At 36.4% G+C, this 16,688-nt stretch carries 14 protein-coding genes; 6 read left to right on the plus strand and 8 right to left on the minus strand.

Features of this window, described 5'->3' with window-relative positions; all coding sequences use genetic code 11:
* Positions 1 to 86 precede the first annotated feature (86 nt).
* From speA to A5482_RS04670, 3 genes are read right to left on the minus strand one after another with little or no spacing between them, the layout of a single operon-like run.
* Positions 87 to 2,012 carry a biosynthetic arginine decarboxylase gene (speA, locus tag A5482_RS04660; RefSeq protein WP_069790602.1) on the minus strand — a complete coding sequence of 642 codons (1,926 nt, stop codon included), beginning with the start codon at positions 2,010 to 2,012 and terminating at the stop codon, positions 87 to 89.
* A gap of 56 nt (positions 2,013 to 2,068) precedes the next feature.
* On the minus strand, positions 2,069 to 3,097 hold the full coding sequence (gene rlmN, locus A5482_RS04665) for a 23S rRNA (adenine(2503)-C(2))-methyltransferase RlmN (protein WP_069790603.1): 1,029 nt from the start codon (positions 3,095 to 3,097) through the stop codon (positions 2,069 to 2,071).
* A gap of 13 nt (positions 3,098 to 3,110) precedes the next feature.
* The gene (locus A5482_RS04670; protein ID WP_069790604.1) at positions 3,111 to 3,644 is read right to left on the minus strand and encodes an SH3 domain-containing protein; all 534 of its coding nucleotides are present in this window, start codon (positions 3,642 to 3,644) and stop codon (positions 3,111 to 3,113) included.
* Positions 3,645 to 4,170: 526 nt separating this feature from the next.
* Between A5482_RS04670 and A5482_RS04675 the strand changes: the two genes are divergently transcribed.
* The 5 genes from A5482_RS04675 to A5482_RS04695 all read left to right on the plus strand — a co-directional run bounded on the left by A5482_RS04675 (position 4,171) and on the right by A5482_RS04695 (position 8,060).
* Positions 4,171 to 4,494 (plus strand): thioredoxin family protein, encoded by a 324-nt coding sequence (locus tag A5482_RS04675; protein WP_069790605.1) that lies wholly within the window; start codon positions 4,171 to 4,173, stop codon positions 4,492 to 4,494.
* A 122-nt stretch (positions 4,495 to 4,616) separates the two neighbouring features.
* Positions 4,617 to 5,807 carry an LL-diaminopimelate aminotransferase gene (locus A5482_RS04680; RefSeq protein WP_069790606.1) on the plus strand — a complete coding sequence of 397 codons (1,191 nt, stop codon included), beginning with the start codon at positions 4,617 to 4,619 and terminating at the stop codon, positions 5,805 to 5,807.
* Between the two features lie 97 nt (positions 5,808 to 5,904).
* The gene (locus A5482_RS04685) at positions 5,905 to 6,033 is read left to right on the plus strand and encodes a photosystem II protein Y (RefSeq protein WP_069790607.1); all 129 of its coding nucleotides are present in this window, start codon (positions 5,905 to 5,907) and stop codon (positions 6,031 to 6,033) included.
* A gap of 204 nt (positions 6,034 to 6,237) precedes the next feature.
* Positions 6,238 to 7,614, plus strand: a complete 1,377-nt coding sequence (gene mnmE, locus A5482_RS04690) for a tRNA uridine-5-carboxymethylaminomethyl(34) synthesis GTPase MnmE (protein ID WP_069790608.1) — start codon at positions 6,238 to 6,240, stop codon at positions 7,612 to 7,614.
* A gap of 200 nt (positions 7,615 to 7,814) precedes the next feature.
* On the plus strand, positions 7,815 to 8,060 hold the full coding sequence (locus A5482_RS04695; RefSeq protein WP_071891700.1) for a DUF7219 family protein: 246 nt from the start codon (positions 7,815 to 7,817) through the stop codon (positions 8,058 to 8,060).
* On the opposite strand, the gene A5482_RS04700 is transcribed toward A5482_RS04695, so the two are convergent.
* From A5482_RS04700 to A5482_RS04715, 4 genes are all read right to left on the minus strand, one after another.
* Positions 7,988 to 8,371, minus strand: a complete 384-nt coding sequence (locus A5482_RS04700) for a hypothetical protein (protein ID WP_069790609.1) — start codon at positions 8,369 to 8,371, stop codon at positions 7,988 to 7,990. The genes A5482_RS04695 and A5482_RS04700 overlap by 73 nt on opposite strands.
* Before the next feature lie 118 nt (positions 8,372 to 8,489).
* Positions 8,490 to 9,359 carry a phycobilisome linker polypeptide gene (locus tag A5482_RS04705; RefSeq protein ID WP_069790610.1) on the minus strand — a complete coding sequence of 290 codons (870 nt, stop codon included), beginning with the start codon at positions 9,357 to 9,359 and terminating at the stop codon, positions 8,490 to 8,492.
* Positions 9,360 to 9,850: 491 nt separating this feature from the next.
* Positions 9,851 to 12,346, minus strand: a complete 2,496-nt coding sequence (locus A5482_RS04710; protein WP_069790611.1) for an EAL domain-containing protein — start codon at positions 12,344 to 12,346, stop codon at positions 9,851 to 9,853.
* Between the two features lie 235 nt (positions 12,347 to 12,581).
* Positions 12,582 to 13,676: a class I SAM-dependent methyltransferase gene (locus A5482_RS04715; protein ID WP_446684814.1), complete on the minus strand. Its 1,095-nt coding sequence runs from the start codon at positions 13,674 to 13,676 to the stop codon at positions 12,582 to 12,584.
* 275 nt (positions 13,677 to 13,951) lie between these two features.
* Here A5482_RS04715 and A5482_RS04720 point away from each other — a divergent pair, with 275 nt between their 5' ends.
* Positions 13,952 to 14,755, plus strand: a complete 804-nt coding sequence (locus A5482_RS04720; RefSeq protein WP_446684815.1) for a S1 family peptidase — start codon at positions 13,952 to 13,954, stop codon at positions 14,753 to 14,755.
* Between the two features lie 88 nt (positions 14,756 to 14,843).
* Here the strand turns inward: A5482_RS04720 and A5482_RS04725 are convergent, their stop codons facing one another.
* On the minus strand, positions 14,844 to 16,649 hold the full coding sequence (locus A5482_RS04725) for an SLC13 family permease (protein WP_069790614.1): 1,806 nt from the start codon (positions 16,647 to 16,649) through the stop codon (positions 14,844 to 14,846).
* Positions 16,650 to 16,688 lie beyond the last annotated feature (39 nt).

The following is a 16,688-nucleotide window of genomic DNA, read 5'->3' on the forward strand; positions in this document are numbered from 1 at the left end:
ATTTAAAACCCCTTGTTATAGTCATTTAACATAAAAATAAATAATAAAAAAAAGGGTTATACGGGGTAATATATACCTCTACAAAACTATTGTAAATAAGTATAACTTCTCAAATTGTGATCATAATTTTTGAGTAATAATTGTGATTGTTCAATGGTTAATTTATTCTCCATTAAAGCCGACTCAGTCAGACGACGTAATCTTTCCTGTAGCTCATCAGCTTTATATTCTACATATTCCAAAACATTGGCAACATTATCCCCTTTTACAATATATTGTAGCTGATAATTATCATCTTCATTGGCTAGATGAACTACATTTATATCCCCAAAAAGGTTGTGTAAATTACCCATGATTTCTTGATATGAACCTACCAAAAACATTCCTAAATAATAGGGTTTATAATGAGGATTATCTTGGTTATTGTTACTATTTTCTAGCTTATGCAATTCTAAACTTTTTTTAACATCTAATAAGTCAATAAACTTATCTATTTTGCCATCACTATCACAGGTTAAATCTGCTAAAATTGCTTTTTCCGTCGGTTTTTCATCGAGACGGTGGATAGGCATAACGGGAAAAAGTTGGTCAATTGCCCAAGCATCGGGCGCTGATTGGAAGACAGAAAGATTGATATAGTAGGTAGAAATCATCAAATCAGCTAATTCCTCTAAGTCATCACTGACATAACTTTGGCGTTTCATGATGTCATAGATTCTGTGACCACAAGCCCAGTATATTTGTTCTGCTCTGGCTCTTTGGGTAAGGGTAAGATAACCAAAGTTGAATAGGCTGATGACTTCGTCTTTGAATTGCACCGCATCATGGTACATTTCCTGATAGTTTTCTTCGTCAATGGATTCGTAGGTTTCCCACAGATTACGGATGAGGAGATGTTCTTTTTCTTTGACGGGTTCGGGTAATTTATAAGGGGGAGTGTTGCTGTTTACTACATTAAAGATTAACACGGAATGGTGAGAGGCGATCGCCCTTCCACTTTCACTTACCAAAATAGGAGGATGAATATTAGCCTCATCACAACAGTCTTTTATCCCTGCCACGATGTCGTTGGCGTAGTTTTGCATATTATAGTTTTTGGAGGCATAAAAGTTGGTTTTTGAGCCATCATAGTCCACTGCCAAACCTCCCCCTACGTCTAAATATTTCATTCCTGCACCCATTTCACACAGTTGTACATAAATTTGCCCTGCTTCCCTGATAGCGTCTTTGATGACGGCAATGGAGGAAATTTGTGAGCCGATATGGAAATGAAGTAGTTTAAGGCAGTGTAATAAGTCTTTGTCTTTGAGGGTTTTATATACTGTTAAAATTTCAGGAATTGTTAAGCCAAATTTGGCTTTTTCCCCCGTGGAGTTGCCCCAATGTCCACTACCTTTGGTTTTTAATTTTGCTCTTACCCCAATTTGTGGTTTTAGATTTAATTTTTCGCTAATTTCAAGGGTGATAAAAAGCTCTTTTATTTGTTCTACAACGATAATTAAATTGTGTCCTAATTGTTGAGCTAAAAGGGCAGTTTCTAAATATTCTTTGTCTTTATAACCATTACAAATTAATAAGGTTTCCCCTGTTTTATCAATATCAAGGGTAGCTAAAGCAATCATTAATTCTGGTTTTGAGCCTACTTCTAAACCAAAATGATAGGGTTTTCCATAATCAACAAGGGCTTCTACTAATTGCTTATGTTGGTTACATTTAACGGGATATACACCCCGATATATATTAGGATAATTGTAACGGGCGATCGCCTCATCCATACATTGATGTAATCGGGCTAATCTATCTGCTAAAATGTCAGAAAAGCGGATCAATAGGGGTAAATTAATATCTCTTTTTTTGAGATTTTCTACTAACTCAAATAAATCTAATTTTTTCTCGTCTCCTCGGGGGGATACTGTAACATTACCAGCTTCGTTGATGCCAAAATAAGGATGTCCCCATCCTTCTATATGATATAGCTCAGAGCTATGGGCGATCGACCAATTTTCTGTCATTCTTGATATTTTTTTTGTGCAAAAAGCCTATTATCTTAATTTTCAATTGTCCATGGTTAATTGTCAATTTTTCTTGATTTATTACTGCGCAACTGCCCACAGGCGGCATCCGCTTCCAAACCACGGGAATAACGGACACTAACAGCGATTTTGTGTTGCTCTAGTATCTGGGTAAATTCCTTAATTCTTTCGGGGCTAGGGCGCTGATAATCGGCTTCGGAAATAGGGTTATAGGGAATCAGATTCACATGGGTTTGAAACCCTCTTATTTGCCTTGCTAATTCGTGGGCGTTTTCGGGTAAGTCGTTGACTCCTGAGAGTAATATATATTCAAAGGTTACCCTTCTTCCCGTGGTGTTTACATATTCCTTACAATCGGCTAACAGTTGACTGAGGGGATAATGGACAGCACCGGGGATTAAACTTTCCCTTAGTTTTTGGTTGGAAGCGTGGAGACTGACGGCGAAGGTAATTTGCAGTTTATGCTCGGCTAATTCCAAAATTTTGCGGGGTAAACCCACGGTGGAAACCGTCAAGTTACGAGCGCCTATGCCCACATCTTGATTAATAGATTCAATGGCTTTTATCACTTCAGGGAGGTTTAATAATGGCTCACCCATGCCCATAAACACCACATTAGACACCCTTTGCCCAAAGTCTTCTTGGACGGTTAAAATTTGATCGATGATTTCATGGGCTTTAAGGTTGCGGGTAAATCCTTCTTTTCCTGTGGCACAAAAATCACAGGCCATCACACACCCTACCTGAGAGGATACACAGACGGTGAGGCGTTTAGCGGTGGGAATACCTACGGCTTCGATGATTAAGCCATCTTTGAGTTTTAAAAGGTATTTTCTCGTACCGTCAGGAGCTGTATTGTAATAGTCAATGTGCGATCGCCCGATGTCGTGATTTTGATTTTCCTCGCGCCATTGTTTAGGAAAAACAGTAATATCTAAAAGTGACCTTGCCCCTTTTTGGTATAACCACTGATACAATTGTTTTCCACGATAGGATGGTTGTCCCTGTTGTTGTACCCAATCCGTAAGTTCAGGTAAAGATTTTCCCAATAAAACTTCTGTCATCACTTCTGACTATTTAATAACAATCTAAATAATTAGCATTTACCCACCCAGTACGATTATTCACCGCACTATTAGGCCCATTAACTACAGTCACTAAATACCAAGGGCTATTACCCCTGATGTATTGAACCGTATTACCATTGTTTAAACCGGCAAAGGATTCTCCTCCGGGGGAATGTCTTACGGCTAGTTGCCCTGTTCTAATATTAGTAACATAACATAGTCCAGCCCTCACTCCAGATCCCGTGTGGGTATTTTCAAAGCTGATTTGACTACGGTGGATGTAACCTGTTCTACCACAAGCATCTGTTACATACCAACCATTATTTTGCCCATAAATATTGATGGTTCGGACATTTCTGACGCTACAGATAATTCTACCATTCGGGGTGGCTCTAACGTTGGAGGGAGGATCATATACTACAGCTTGGCTATTCTGGGCTACGGCGGGAGCGTTAGGTTTAATGGCATTGGGTAACAACAAACCTGCTAGGGCGGTGGTTGATATTAATGCAGTTTTGATGGTTGCTGAGAGAATTTTATTCATGACCAAAATGTCTCCTGATACGATGGATGGAATATGATGTTTTTTCTACTTATCACCACGGCTAGAAATATATTTTTGGGTCATTTTATTTTGTCAAAAGGGTGTCAAAACTTTTACTAATCATCTTGTCTAAAATGTAGCTTTTCTTTCTTAATGGTGATTGAGATGGTCAATATTTAAATTTTTGCCCCAAAAAACTTTCATTGTAATAATAAATAAAAAGCACAAAATATGTAGTATTCTATTTGTTGAATAAAAACTAACTATACTACTTTTATTAGTATAACATTTGTTCGTTGATAATACTTTGTTATTACAGTATTTTCATAAAAATTTAATTATTTTAACCATAATATTAGTATTCCCATTAATTAAACCTTTACTTAAGAAAATAACAGGATTAAATTGCTTTGATGTTGATTCTCAATCCATGGTAGCGATAAGATAGGAGATGTTCTGTTATCTTAGATAGTCTGCCATAGATAAGATTATCTTTTCAATTTATTGTTATTATTTTTAGAAATTTATGAGTAAAGTAATCGAAATTCAAGATTCTCAGTTTAATGATGAAGTGGTTAAGGCTGATGAGACGGTTTTAGCCTATTTTTGGGCATCTTGGTGTGGTCCTTGTCAGTTGGTTTCTCCCTCCGTCAGTTGGGTGGCTGAAAACTATAGCGATCGCCTTAAGGTGGTAAAATTAGAAGTAGATGCTAGTCCTGATAGTGTAGCAACCTGTAAAGTTGAGGGTGTCCCTGCCCTGAGGATTTTTAAAGAGGGTAATATTGTTAGCTCTTATGAAGGGGCTATTGGTAAGCAGAAGTTACAGGAATTTGTGGACTCTGCAGTCTAATTTTTGTTGATAATCTGTCGCTAACATTTGGAAATATTTAGACAAGGGGTTTAAACCCCTTGTTAGGGTAAAGGTACATAGATAAAGTAACCTAATTTAAATCTTGAAATCATCACAAAATAATGGAATTAGCTAAGAGGATTAAACCATTAAACAGCAATGTTTTTGCTGACATGGATAGGGCGAAAACAGAAGCCATAAAAAATGAAAAAAAATTAATTGATTTGTCTCTTGGTTCGGCGGATTTACCCACTCCTAAACATATCTTAAAGGCGATCGCCTCTTCTCTCGATAATGGTGCTAACCATGGTTATTTATTACACCGAGGAACCCTAGAATTTAGGCAGGTAATAGCCCAATGGTATGAGCAAAGATTTGGGGTAAAAGTGAATGCAGACAACGAAGTGTTACCCCTCATTGGCTCCCAAGAAGGCACAGCCCACTTACCTCTAACGGTATTAAATGAAGGAGATTATGCCCTTGTACTAGATCCTGGTTATCCTTCCCATGCAGGGGGAGTGTATTTGGCTGGAGGGCATATTTATCCCATGCCCCTTTTAGCAGAAAATGATTTTTTACCTCAATTTGATGAGATTCCCGATGATATTTTATCCCGCTCAAAAATGATGATTTTGAGTTATCCTCACAACCCCACAAGTGCGATCGCCCCTAAAAGTTTTTTTGAAAAAGCCGTTAATTTTTGTAAGCAAAATAATCTAGTTTTAGTCCATGATTTTCCCTATTTAGACATTTATTTTGATGATAAAATTCCTCCTTCAATCTTAGAATGTGACCCAGAAAAACAAATTTCTATTGAATTTTTTACCTTTTCAAAATCCTATAATATGGGAGGATTTAGAATTGGTTTTGCCATTGGTAACAGTGAACTAATTACCGCCCTAAGACAAGTAAAATCTGTGGTGGATTTTAACCAATATAAAGGCATCCTCGAAGGCGCCATGGTAGCCCTCACATCATCCCAAGAATGTGTCCAAGAAACTGTTGATATTTACCGCCAGAGGAGAGACTTTCTTGTCAAAGCCCTCCATAAAATTGGTTGGGAAGTAAATAGCCCCAGTGCAACCCTTTATCTGTGGGCAAAATTACCCTCTCTTTACGAAAAAGATTCCATTAAGTTTTGTGTTGATTTAGTGCAACAAACAGGGGTTGCCCTTTCCCCCGGGGCGGGATTTGGGAAGCAAGGGGAAGGTTATGTAAGGTTTGCCCTCGTGCAATCTTTAGAGGTTTTACAAGAAGCGGTGGATAGAATCGGAGTTTTCCTTCACACCATGGACAAAAGCAAATTATTGTGAGATCATGGAGGGAGAATAATTTAAAAATTCGTCTCAATATCACGGGGCGATAATATTGATTTAATACATTTATAACAAAAAACTGGAGAAAGTAAAAATGGACTGGAGAATTGTTGTTGTATTGTTACCTCTAGGAATTGCTGCTGGTTGGGCTGTTTTTAATATTGGTGCTGTGGCTATTAGTCAGTTACAAACTATACTTGCTAAACGTAATGAGCAAGGCTAAGTAGATAATTGAGAGTGGATAATTGAGAATGGATAGTGAAATTTAGTTTTCAGTTTATTCTTAGTTGTCCATATAATTTTTAAACTGTCAATAAATTATTGAAATTAAAAAAGTTTAAAACTGACAAGGGTTATGGGACAAATTTATGACCATTGATAAATATCGCCATTCCCTGTTGCCTATTCCCTATTCCCCTTTTTGTTTGTGAAAAATATAATTCAACAAGATACCATAGTGGCGATCGCCTCGGCGGTAGTACCAAATCAAGGTAGTATTGGTATAGTAAGATTGAGCGGTGTTAGTGCCTTAGACATTGCCCAAAAAATATTTAACCCCCAAGGGAAACCAAAATGGCAATCCCATCAAGTCATTTATGGTTACATAAAAAACCCCATTACCGATAAATTAGTGGACGAAGCATTATTAATTTATATGCAGTCTCCTCGCTCGTTTACTCGGGAAGACGTGATAGAGTTTCATTGTCATGGGGGCATTATCCCCGTGCAACAAGTATTAGAATTATGTTTAGAATATGGGGCAAGGTTAGCCAATGCGGGGGAGTTTAGTTTACGGGCTTTTCTCAATGGTAGAATTGACTTAACCCAAGCCGAAAGTATTGCCGAAATGGTGGGGGCAAAATCTGCCCATGCTTCCCAAGTTGCCCTCGCAGGATTGCAAGGAAAACTCGCCCAACCCATTCGAGATATGCGTCACAATCTTCTCGATATTTTGGCGGAGGTGGAGGCAAGAATTGATTTTGAGGACGATTTACCCCCCCTAGATGAAGGGCAAATTATTAAGGATGTAGAGCAAAATTTAACGAAGATAAAACATATTTTAGCCACCAAAGACCAAGGGGAATTGTTACGTAGTGGTTTAAAGGTTGCCATTGTCGGGCGCCCCAATGTGGGTAAGTCTAGTTTGTTAAATGCTTGGAGTAAGAGCGATCGCGCCATAGTCACCGACCTACCCGGAACCACTAGGGATGTGGTAGAATCTCAGCTAGTGGTAAATGGTATCCCTATCCAAGTATTAGACACCGCAGGGATTCGGGAAACAGAAGACACTGTGGAAAAAATCGGCGTAATGCGCTCTATCAAAGCCGTAAATCAAGCTGACTTGGTACTTTTTACCATCTCCGCCGAAACGGGCTGGGTAGCCGAAGATGAGGAAATCTATCAACAAATAAAACACCTCAATCTCATCCTGATAGTTAATAAAACGGACATCACCATCGAAAACTTACAATATCCTCCCGAAATAAAACAGATAGTCAAAACCGCCGCCACTATCAATCAAGGCATTACTGACTTAGAAAACGCCATCATCAATTCTGTAGAAACAGGAAACACCCAAGCCCAAGATTTAGACATCGCCATCAACCAAAGACAAGCGGCAGCCCTCACCCGTGCAAAAATTGCCCTCTCTCAGGTAGAAGAAACCATCAATAATCAACTACCCCTCGATTTTTGGACTATTGATTTACGCATCGCCATCCAAGCCCTAGGAGAGATTACTGGGCAAGAGGTTACGGAGTCCGTTTTAGACAGAATTTTTAGCCGTTTTTGTATCGGAAAATAAGTAGGGTTGGATAATTAGGAATTAAGAATAATGAGGTTTATTCAGCCTACCCCAGCTACTTAAACCCATTACCTAGCAACCAACACCTATTAAGTTTTGATCACATTATTTTGATCTTCAGTTATGTTAGGTTAAGATTAGGTTAAGGATAGATTAATCCAAAATTAACCTTAAAAGATAGTAAGAAGGTAAAGTCAATTATGAAAAATCTTTCCAAAACTTCTCAAAGTGATTTTCTTTGTCCAAAAACTCCATACCATGGACAAGACTATTTGCAAGGATTTCTTTTTAATAATAACTTGCAAGAATTTACCCACCGAGTAGGGTACATCTCGGCATTACATAGCAATGGTAAACTATCATCTCAACAAGCCTATCGGTATATTGAGCAACTTTGGGAAAAAGTAGAGCTTTCATCCCCAAAGCCCCGACGCTCATCAAAATAGGTGTAATTGCAACCGTTTTCTTTCCAGTAATCTCTTAAGTCATGGTGAGGGGTATGAAGACTTGCTTTGGCTTGATAAAGGATTACTTTGCGATGGTTGCCAATTAATATTCTTTTGCTAGAGTCAACGGTAATGAGTGTGCCTCCTAATACCCTGATGAAGGTTTCAAATCTTTCTATCATGGAGTATTCGACTGTTTCCAGAATAAAAAAACTTCCGCTACAAATCAGATGTTTACTTTTTATCCATGTTTGTAGTTTGCGGATTGCGGTGGATTGACTAATTTTTTTATCCTTATTCGAGACTCTCATTATGATATGTTCAGTTTTTAAATGCTGGGTTGCTAAAATTAACTGGAAAAAAAGCAGGATAATCAATAATCAATAATTATTTATCATCAATTATCAATTATCCTTAAGTTACACAAGGTTAGTTTATAGGGGTGATAGATGCGATCGCGGCACCTTGTTTATGAATTCTTTGATACAATTCAGATAACTGACTATAAGAAACCATGTGAACTTTGTTGGGACGAGAGAATTTAGGAATCCGATTAAAGGTTTTAGCACGGTAGCCAGTCACTTCTACACGGAAAATTCTGCCGTCTTCATCGGCACCCACTCCTTGGCGAGTAGCTGAATCAAGGGGAGTATCTTGGTATGCCCAACCAGCGCCTGCGGCACCCCCAGAAGGAGGAATCACAGAGATGGGGGTTTGGGTTAAAACACTTTTGTGAATGATAGGGGAGGTTAAATTAGTACCATAATCACTACTTGCTACCCCACGATTCATGGCAAAACTGTGGGTAAATTCTACCATGGTACGACTATTGTCGGTTTTGTAGCCACGGAAGTAAGGCACGATGTCATCTCCAAAAGCCTCGGAATATTCTGGACTATCGATATAAGCATCAATATCTGCCTCATACCCATAGTTATCGAGAATATCGCTATGGAATCTCATTTCATCTTGGTTTTCAGGGGTGCGCCCTAAAAGATGTTTGAAGTTTAACTCCGTAAAACGATAGCGGGGGCAGGTTTCGAAGAAACGACGACGATAAGCGTCTGAATTGGCGATCGCCCGTACTAAGTCTCTGACAGTCAATTGGCGATTGCGAAAACGAGACTCGGCATTCACCACTCGCTCACTTTTCATCACATAAGAATTGCCTAAAACCTGACGATAAACGGCATTAATAATTTGTTTAGTGCGCTCATCAGAATCATTAGGCTTTCTTTCTATAATGTTGTCTTCTTCGTAAAAACTTAAGCCTAAGTTAGCACTTCTTTCTAAAGACATTTATCTTTCTCCTGTGTGTGTGGATTAATATGTTTTTAAGTTTTGTTACAAAACTTTACATCTTAGCCACAAGTATCTGTTTAATTAGTTGTTTACTAATCAAAAAAAGACCTTGTAAATGGGTAGATAATAAAAGGTTGTAAGCCTCTATATATAAGGGTAATGGTTGATTTTACCATTCTATATTTTGGCGAATAAAGGTGTTTTTGCTATATGTTCAGTTTTACAAACTGACAAGTCATTTATACAATGAATTGATTCTTTTTATTATCAAGAATTGTAAATAACTTTACAAAAAAAAATCGATTTTTGGTGGTTATCCTCGATACTTTTGGCAAAACTTAACATTCCCTTAGTATTTCTTTACAAAAACTGAGGAATAGAGAGCCATGATGATAATAATTGAGAGTCAAAGTTGTTGATAACTAACTAGGGTGCGCTGAATCATCGTAGATGGTAAAACCTCATTATTCTCAATTTTCAATTCTCAATTACCCTAACCCCTTGGCTAAAAAAGAAGTAGCATCCTTTGCATTCATCGGTTTACCAAAGTAGTAACCCTGCATCGTGGTGCAATTCAAATCAACTAAAAGTTTTAGTTGCCCGGGAGTTTCGATGCCTTCGGCAACCACTTGCAAATTCATTCCCTTACCGAGGGTGACAACCGCAGAAATGATGGCCAAATCTTCTTGTTTATTTTTTAATTCTCGGACAAAACTTTGGTCAATTTTTATTTTAGAAAAAGGAAATTTTTTTAAATATCCTAAAGAAGAATAACCCGTGCCAAAATCGTCCATAGCCACGATAATACCTAATCCATTTAATTGAGTTAGTATAGTTTTCGCTAAATCAGGATTTTGGATAATACTACTTTCTGTGATTTCTACCTCTAAAAATCTAGCAGATAAATTATTTTTTTTGAGGATTGTAGCAATGGTATAAACTAGATCTTGTTGCTGAAATTGTCGAGCTGAAATATTAACAGCAATTTTAAGGTCAGAGTATCCTAAATCATGCCATTTTCGATTTTGCTGACAGGCTTTTTCCATTACCCATTCTCCAATAGGACAAATTAACCCTGTTTGTTCAGCAATGGGTATAAAATTATTAGGGGCAACCCTACCAAGGAGAGGATGATTCCAGCGAATTAGCGCTTCCATGCCCACAATTTTTTTCTTGACAATGTCTATCTGGGGTTGATAATACAATTCAAATTCTTGATTATGGAGAGCGTCATATAAGTAACTTTCTATTTGTAACAACTCGGTGTGTTGTTGATTCATGAAAGGTTGGTAGTATTGATAGCCATTACCTCCTAATTCTTTGGTGCGATAGAGGGCTATATCGGCATTTTTTAATAGGGTATCAGGGTTGTCTCCATCTTGGGGATAAACAGAAATACCAATGCTGAGACTGGCATAAAGTTGAAACTCTAAAATCTGGAAGGGTGTTTTCAGGCTGTCTAAGACTCTTTGGGCTACCCTTGCTACTTCTGCATTAGTTTCTATGTTGGTGATGAGGATTGTAAATTCATCTCCTCCCCATCGGGCAATGGTATCTACGTTTCTCAGACATTTTTGTAATCTTTCGGCTACGTTTTGTAAAAATTGATCTCCAATTTGATGTCCTAGGGTATCATTTATATTCTTGAAACGGTCTAAATCAATAAATAATATCGCTATTTTTTGTTCATAAGTACGGGCATTGGCGATCGCCCTGTATAATTGATCATTAAAGAAATTACGATTGCCCAATCTCGTCAATAAATCATGGGATGCCTGATAACGCAACATCTCTTCAGATATTTTTCTTTCAGTAATATCCCTCACTGCATAACAGATAATCTCTTTGGCACTATAAAAAATCATACTAATGTTGACTTCCACAGGAATCAAATTACCGTCTTGACAACGGTGGAGAGACTCCTGCACCAAATCCAATCGATTATGGTAAATTTTATCGATAATACTATCGGTAACATCCTTGTCAACGGCAATCAAATCATAAATCTTAAGGTTTAAAATTTCTTCACTGAGATAACCCGTTAAACTACAATAGGCACTATTTGCTTCTAAAATCTCCTTTGTGATAGGATCAACTAAAATAATCCCTTCTGATATTTGTCTTACCACCGCCCGATATTTCTCTTCACTTTCCTGTAGAGCTTTTTCTACCTGATTATGATTGGTAAAATCAAATATGTGGCTAACAATATTGTCATTATCACTTACATAAGCTGATTGAGTATATCCATGATTATCATAGTTTACTTCACGAATTAAAATATCTTCTTGAGTTTTGGTGACTTCTTCTAAAAGATTAGTTAAAAAAGGATTATCTTCTGGATTGAGTAAAAGACTGGGAAAAAACTCTTGAAAAAAGCCGTTTGTTTTAGTAATCATTCCCTCCAAATCTATTTCAATAATGGAATGGGATAATCTTTCTTTTTCGTTATGAATTAACTTCAATACTTCCTTGATTAAATATAGTCTTTCTTTTTTAAAATTAGTGGGGGTAGATTCATAATCATTGTCTGTTATTAGGGTATCTTGAGAAGTGATTTCATCGTCATCATCATCATCCTGAGAAGTAGTTACTAAAGGTTGTGTTTCATCCTCATCTTGATTATCATCTAAGTTTATTAATTTATAGGATAGTAGTACTTTTTGCCCCCCAATAGATACTGTATCTCCCGATTGCAATTCATGGGATAAACATTTTTTTCCGTTTATGTATAAACCATTGGCACTTCTGTTTCCCTTCAAGTCTCCGTCAATAATCCAGAATACTTTTTTATCTTTACTTTCCTTGTATTTTACGGGTAATATGGTGCAGTGATACCGAGAAATAGTAGAGTCATGAATTACGATAGCATTGCTAGAATGACGACCAATAGAGTAAACTTCATTTTTTAGAATGATTGATTTTTGTTGATTGTTATATTCTATGGTTACTAGATGTTGAGAGTCTTTACTTAGGGCAATCATAATAAATCTATCGGGGAAGGTTTAGTGGTTGTTTAAACATAAACGATTCGTTAACATGACAAAAAATAATTAAAAATATATTAAATTAATCTTGATGAGATTAACTGACATTAAATACAGTTTAATTGATATTTTGTTTAATAATTTTAGGGTTGTTTTTGATTTAATAATAAAAGGAATATAATTTTATTTTATTTAACTTTTACAAGACAAAATACGATAACTCAAAGATTATTTACAATGCCATAGAAAATGGGGAATGCGTAAAACCTTTGAGGGGGGTTTCTTTTTCTCTGTCACTGAGATTTTTTCCTTGTAATAATATCCCAAAACCTCCTAAACCTTGAGGATTTATTAATTCGTGGAGTTGATTGCGCCGTTGCCACAATTCTGATAATAATATTTTATCATTGGATAACCCATAAAGGCGATCGCCCAGTCCTAACCCCATTAAAAATAATGCCTGTTGGGTAAAGCCTATCTTATCTAAACCAAAAATTTCCCCTACTTTTTCTAGGGCAGTAAAGTTAACATGGCTAGTAATATCTTGACATCCCACGTTGACATAAGGATTATGATGATGGCGATGTTGATAATAACATTTCAAAGTACCCTCATATCTTTGGGGATGATAATATTTGTGGGCATCATAACCATAATCCACCGTTAAAATATAGCCTCGTTGCAGTTTATGGTTAATTTTTTCTAAAATTTCCAGAGATAACAAATTAACTTCTGTTTGATAGTTATTGGGGTAACTATCCTCCGTCAAATCAACCTGATTCATCGTTAAATATTCTTCAATCTTATTACTAGAAAAATTATCATATATTTCCTCTAGTTTCCCATCATTAACAGTTACAAAAATTTCCTTCAACTCATCCCCATGTTTAACGATACGATGAATAGGCAAAGCGTCCATCAATTCATTACTAATAAAACAACCAACAATAGATTCTGATTCAATTTCTTGCCATTTTTTCCACAATACAGGATATTTTTCTGGGTTAATAATTTGTTGTTGTTTTTCTTTCAAGCTATTTGATTTTTCAATAATGAGATATTGAATATTTTGATAAAAACTATTATTTTCTTTTTGTAGATAATCCAAAATAATTTTGCCTAATATCCCTTCTCCTGCACCCATTTCTACCAGTGTAAATGGTTTTGGTTGTCCTAAAACTTGCCAAAACTCCTCTAGTTGTCTAGCTAATAATTCTCCAAAATCCGCAGAAATAGAAGGGGAAGTAAAAAAGTCTCCGTCGGTGCCAATGGCGATCGCCTTTGAGCTATAATAACCATATTGCTTGTCATACAGACACATATTCATATATTCAGCAAAAGTTATTTGTTTGTGTGGGGAAGTATTAATCTGAGCGATAATTTTGTCAAGCAACAAAGAATTATGGGAGTTTTGCAACATAAAACATAGAAACACGGAAGAGTCAACGAAAAACAAGAAAACGTTACTTAACTTACATTCATTGTAAAGATAATTTTACCAAAAAAACCATCATAATTTATTAAATTAATAAGGACTTTATATTTCACCCTAATCTTCAATCGTCCATGGTACATTATCCATGGTTAAACCTTTTACTTCCCATGACACGGAAAATTAAAAACAAGAAAAAAACTTTAAAAATTTATTTCTTTCTTTCCTCTATAACAACCATTTCCCTAATAGGATATTTTTATGTAGAGTCAAAACTGATTGCACAAAATACCGCAGAAGAATTACAACAGGCAAAGATAAAAAAAATAGCTGAATCCGTAACCGTTACCATCTCTCCAGTTAATACTAATATGAATATTGGAGGCTCAGGAGTATTAATAAATCAAGAAAATGATAGCTATTATGTAATTACCAATAACCATGTCGTCGAAGATATAACCATCCCCTACCAAATCAAGACTAATCAGGGCAACACTTATTCCGCACAAATCATCGCCCAAAATAATGAAAATTCTATGGTGGATGATTTAGCCCTACTCAAATTTTCCTCCGCCATCAAGTATCAACCAGTCACCCTGAGTGAAGATGAAGATATTACTAACAATCAATTAATCATTGCCAGTGGATTTCCCTTTAATGAAAAAGGAATTCAATCACCGCAAATAAAACATACCATCGGCACCATAAAAATTATCCTCAATCAACCCCTAAAAGGAGGTTATCAATTTGGTTATACCAATGAGATAAATAATGGCATGAGTGGGGGGGCAATTTTAAATAGTAACGGTGAATTGATAGGCATCAATGGTTTGGGAAAATATCCCGCCATTGGCAATCCCTATATTTATCAAAACGGTGTAGAAATTACTAATATTGCATGGGAAACTATGAGCGAAATGAGTTGGGGTATTCCTATTAAATCTATCAAACTATTCTTCTCTCAAACAAATTAATTTTAATAAGTAAGTCGGCATAATTAACAAGGGGCTTAAGCCCTTGCCCCTACCTTGTGTATTTCAGAGGCTGTAACTTATTATCTCTCTAGCTAATGCCATATAGCTTGATAATTAAAAAGGGAATTAAAAAAGTAAAACAAACCGTTAAAGGTAAACCCACTCGGGTATAATCGAGAAACTTGTAACCTCCAGGGGCGTAAACCATAGTATTAGTTTGATAACCAATGGGGGCAAGATAACTATTAGAAGCCGCAAAGGTTACCGCATACATAAAAGCAAGGGGATTTAAACCTACAATTTCGGCAACCTTAACCGCAATGGGAATCATCAACACCACAGAAGCATTATTGGATAAAACTTCCGTTAGTAAACAAGTAGCCAGATAAAACAATACCAAAATCCAATAACCAGGTAAACTACCCCCAATATTTAATAAATTATCTGCTAACCATTCATTGGTGCCAGAATTATCCATGGCAATACCCAGAGGAATTAAACCTGCCAAAAGAAAAATAATATCCCAACGCACTGCCCCATAAATTTCCCCCGGCTTCAGACAACCAGTGATAACCATTAATACTACCCCCGTTAAACTGGTAACGAGAATAGGTGCTAAGTTTAACCCGGCGATCGCAATTACCCCTACAATAATAGTAAGGGCAATACTAGCCTTATCAGTGCGTAAACCTTCCCTATCTTTTTCCTCCAAAACCAATAACTCCCTAGTGGTTTGTAAGCCGATAAAACTTTCCTTGGGCGCTTGCACTAATAATAAATCACCAAATTTGAGAGGAGTTTTCCCCAATCTTTCCCTAATTAATTCTTGCCCTCTTCTGATAGCCAAAACAGTGCCATTATAACGTTGTCTAAATCTTAAATCCTTTAAAGTAGTACCAATCAAACGAGAATTTGAAAGTATTAAAACTTCAGCAATTTTTTCCTCTTGAATAGAGTCATCATCCTCTAATTTATTAGAGCTAAATTTAAAATCAGCTAAAATTTCTACTCCTCTTTCATCCTTAATATTAAGTAAATTAGTACGACTACTTCTTACCAGTAAAATATCGCCCACCGACAAAACTTTATCCGCCAAAGGAGGGGCAAAATGAGTGTCATTACGGATAATTTCTAACACATCTAAATCAAACTTTCTTTGAATTTGACTACCCCGTAAAGTCTGCCCAATCAAACTAGAATTAGGAGGAATAATCATCTCACTTACATATTCTTTGATTTCATAATCATCACTCAAAGATTCTCCTCCAGGGGGTTTTCGAGCGGGTAAAATTCTAGGGGCAAAAATACTCAAATAAGTTAAACCGATAAAAAACACGGGTAAACCTAATTTTGTAAACTGAAAAATAGTAAATTCAGGATACCCCAATTGTACGGCTACCCCACTGGCTAAAATATTAGTAGAAGTACCAATTAAAGTAATTAATCCTCCTAAAATAGTAGCAAAAGAAAGAGGTATTAATAGTTTTGAAATAGATACTTTTGTTTGTTTACTCCACTGTTCAATTATCGGTAAAAATATCGCAACTACTGCAGTATTATTAATAAAAGCACTAATGGAGCCTACTATGCCACCCATGACAAAAATCTGTCGAGAAGGATGATTTCCTCCCCATTTTATTAACCAATCTCTGACAATATTTAAAATCCCTGTCCTAGTAATTCCTGCACTCAAAATAAACATTGCCATCACCGTAATGGTAGCAGAATTACCAAATCCTGATATTCCTTCATCGGGAGATACTAAGCCGAATAACATTAAAACAATGGCAACGGAAAGGGCTGTTAAGTCCACGGGCAACCACTCACAAATAAATGCTGTAAGGGTTAAAATCAAAATACTAATGGTTAGGAATATCGGTGATATTTCGGGCATTTTATTATTTATTTTTTGTAGGTAATTAGCTATTAAGAA

The sequence above is a fragment of the Cyanobacterium sp. IPPAS B-1200 genome (assembly GCF_001747005.2).
GTDB lineage: Bacteria > Cyanobacteriota > Cyanobacteriia > Cyanobacteriales > Cyanobacteriaceae > Cyanobacterium.